Genomic DNA, 3,484 nt, shown 5'->3' with positions numbered 1-3,484 from the left:
GGGCCGTAGGGTGGGCTCCCCGAGCCCACCAACAATTCACCGACCATTGAATCAACGGCCGTCACGGTCCAGGTCACCCGGCATCGCGCGCTCGACCTTGTCCCAGGCCGCACGGCTGGCCGCCTTGGCCTGCTCCCACGACAGGCGTGAATGGCCCTTCACGCGATCCCACTCGTCGGCCATGTGCGGCTCGGCCAGGTCGTAGCTCGGGAAGCGGCGGGCGTTGTTATAGCCCAGCGCATAGGCCGGCGCATAGTCGTCGTAGGTGTAGCCCGTGGTGTAGTACGGCTGGGTCTGGTAGTTGGTGCGCCAGTAGGCATCTTCCACGGTCGGGTTGACGAGCTGGCCCGCGCCCTTGCCCATTGCGCCGCCGGCGAGGCCGCCGATCGCGGCACCGGCCGCCATGCCCACCGGGCCGCCCACGGCACCCAGCGCGGCACCGGCCATGGCACCACCGCCCGCACCGACGCCGCCGGCCAGGTTGTGCTCATGCAGTTGGTCGCCCGGTTTCGGGTTCACGACTTCGCCCGCGCCCTTGCCGGCCATGCCGCCGGCAATGCCGCCGATCGCCGCACCGGCCACGGTGCCGACCGGACCGGCCGCGCTACCCACGGCCGCACCGGTCAGCGCACCCGCGCCGGCGCCCGTGCCCTGGGCCAGGTTGTGCTCATGCAGGCGGTCTTCCGAATGCGGATTCACCACCTCGCCCGCGCCGCGGCCCGCTGCGCCGCCGGCCAGGCCGCCGATCGCGGCACCGGCAAGCGCACCCGCCGGACCGGCCACCGAACCGGCCGCCGCACCCAGCGCGGCGCCAGTGCCGGCGCCCGTGCCCTTGGCCAGATAGTGTTCGCCCAGGTCGTCGCCCGGTTTCGGATTGACGACTTCGCCCACGCCCTTGCCGGCCATGCCGCCGGCGATGCCGCCGATCGCGGCACCGGCCGCCATGCCGATCGGACCGCCGGCCGCGCCCAGAGCGGCGCCCGTGGCGGCACCTGCAGCGGCCCCGATGCCGGTGCCGATCACGTGCGAGCCGCCGTTATCGACGAAGGTCTGGTTCAGGTAGKCAACGTCCTCGTCCGAACGCGGCGTCACGCCCATCACGATGCCGCCTTTCTGGATGCCTTCCTCATAGTGCTTGACGCGTTCTTCCGGAATGCCGGCACCGATCAGCGCGCCGATCAGGCCGCCGGTGATGCCGCCGGCACCGGCGCCGGCCAGTGCGGCTGCCAGTGGACCGGCGACGACGAGGCCGGCGCCCGGGATCACGAGCGAGGTGCCGATGGCGGCGACGCCGGCCAGCACGGCGCCGATGGTGCCGCCGATGCCGGCGCCGGCAGCGGCGCCCTCGGCGGCCTTGCTGCCGAGCTCAGTCTCGGCGTCGGTGAACTGGGTCTTGCGGGTGGTGTCCGACATCATCAGGTTGACGTCGTCTTTCGTATAGCCGCGGGTCGAGATCGCGCTGTAGGCGCGCTCTGCGCTGGCCCGGTCAGGGAACAGCCCGGTGACCATGCGGTTCTGCCTGTTCTGCGTCGTCGTCGTGTCGTAAGTGGCCATGATGGGCTCCTTTCAAGAATCGTGCGGTCCGAGGTTAATGCTGCTTTATTGATACTGCCAAAGTGGTCCCACGATATGCCTGCCCAACAGCACCCTTCTGTTCGCTGACGCACCCATTACGGGACATTCTGAATCACAAGAGAACGCAGTCCCGCTTTGCGCGTCTAACGTTCGTTAACGCACCGACCCCGAGGCCCCTGCATCACTAGACTTTGCACATGGCCTCGGCAGTCAATTGGCCTGGAGTATGTTTTTCCAACTTGAGGAGGACTCAACATGTTATTCATTATCTGGATCGTCGTCGGTGGTATCCTCGGCTGGCTCGCCAGCATGGTCATGAAAACGGATGCTGAACAAGGTATGATTCTCAATATCGTGGTCGGTATCGTGGGAGCCTTCCTTGGCGGCTGGCTGCTTTCCCCGCTGTTCGGCAGTGGTACCATCAATTCGGATGACTTCAGCGTCTCGTCACTGCTGGTGTCGTTCCTGGGCGCCGTGATCCTGCTTGCTATCGTTAATCTGCTGCGTCGCGGTCGCGTCCGCTGAAGCAGGTGCAAGCCCCACTTTGAAAACCAACGTCAACCGGCGTTGGTTTTTTTACGTCCGGAATCCGAGCTCATGCGTATCAAACGTTCCATCGTCGTCCTCATCACCTGCATCGCCACGCTCGTGGCGGGCCTGCTCGTGCTGAACTTTGCGCCCGGCGAAAAGAAGATCGATACGCAGCTCACGCGCCTGTACGACACGGACGACCCGCAGTTCCGCCGCTCGCTCGGCGTGCTGCTGGGTCCACCCATCATCGAGGGCAACAAGGCCGAGGTCCTGCTCAACGGCGACCAGATCTTTCCCGCGATGCTGGAGGCGATCCGCTCGGCGCAGAAGTCCGTCAACTTCGAAACCTATATCTACTGGGAAGGCACGATCGGCCGCGAATTCACGGAAGCCCTGTCGGAACGGGCGCGCGCCGGCGTCAAGGTGCACGTGTTGCTCGACTGGATCGGCAGCATGAAGATCGACGAGGCCTCGCTCGACCAGATGCGCAAGGCCGGCGTCGAGGTGCACCGCTACCACAAGCCCGTGTGGTGGAAGCTGGCGCGCCTGAACAACCGCACGCACCGGAAGCTGCTGATTGTCGACGGCAAGATCGGCTTCACGGGCGGCGTCGGCATCGCCGACAAATGGCGCGGCCATGCCCAGGATCCCGCGCACTGGCGCGATAGTCATTTCCGTGTAGAAGGCCCGGTCGTCGGGCAAATGCAGGCCGTGTTCAACGACAACTGGACGAAGGCCACGGGCGCCATCCTGGATGGTCCGCTGTACTTCCCGGCACTGTCTCCGCGCGGCGGCATGCCGGCGCAGATGTTCTCCAGCTCGCCCACCGGCGGCAGCGAGAGCATGCACCTGATGTACCTGCTCGCCATCGCGGCCGCGCGCCACACGATCCACCTGTCGAATTCCTATTTCGTGCCGKACGAGCTGGCCGTGAAGGCACTCATCGCGGCCGCGAAACGGGGCGTCGACGTGCGCATCATCACGCCCGGCCCCATCATCGATTCCGACATCGTGCGCGCCGCCTCGCGCGAGCGCTGGGGAGAGTTGCTGGAGGCCGGCATCAGGATGGCCGAGTACCAGCCGACGATGTACCACGTGAAGGCGCTCATCGTGGACTCGCTGCTCGTCTCCGTCGGCTCGACGAACTTCGACAACCGCTCGTTCATCCTCAACGACGAGGCGAACCTGAACATCCTCGATGCCGACTTTGCCAAGCAGCAAGAGGCCGTCTTCGAGGACGACTGGAAACACGCGCGCGAGGTCACCTTGCACGCGTGGGCGAACCGGCCGCTCAGGGAAAAGATCGGCGGCAAGCTGGCCGACCTGATCGGGGCGCAGCGATCGGGGCGCAGCTGTAAAGATTGACGGTAGGGTGGGG

General features: G+C 66.1%; 3 protein-coding genes. 2 read left to right on the top strand and 1 reads right to left on the bottom strand.

Going from position 1 to position 3,484, the window contains the following annotated elements; all coding sequences use genetic code 11:
- Positions 1 to 51: 51 nt before the first annotated feature.
- The gene (locus AC1DYX_RS29380; protein ID WP_477265485.1) at positions 52 to 1,554 is read right to left on the bottom strand and encodes a hypothetical protein; all 1,503 of its coding nucleotides are present in this window, start codon (positions 1,552 to 1,554) and stop codon (positions 52 to 54) included.
- Between the two features lie 276 nt (positions 1,555 to 1,830).
- Here AC1DYX_RS29380 and AC1DYX_RS29375 point away from each other — a divergent pair, with 276 nt between their 5' ends.
- Positions 1,831 to 2,100, top strand: a complete 270-nt coding sequence (locus tag AC1DYX_RS29375; RefSeq protein WP_211526581.1) for a GlsB/YeaQ/YmgE family stress response membrane protein — start codon at positions 1,831 to 1,833, stop codon at positions 2,098 to 2,100.
- A gap of 72 nt (positions 2,101 to 2,172) precedes the next feature.
- The gene (locus tag AC1DYX_RS29370) at positions 2,173 to 3,471 is read left to right on the top strand and encodes a phospholipase D-like domain-containing protein (protein ID WP_477265483.1); all 1,299 of its coding nucleotides are present in this window, start codon (positions 2,173 to 2,175) and stop codon (positions 3,469 to 3,471) included.
- Positions 3,472 to 3,484: the final 13 nt, after the last annotated feature.

The sequence above is a fragment of the Massilia sp. P2_C2 genome, from assembly GCF_056404615.1.
The sequence above is the reverse complement of the archived record's forward strand: the minus strand, read 5'-3'. Positions and strand labels throughout refer to the sequence as shown.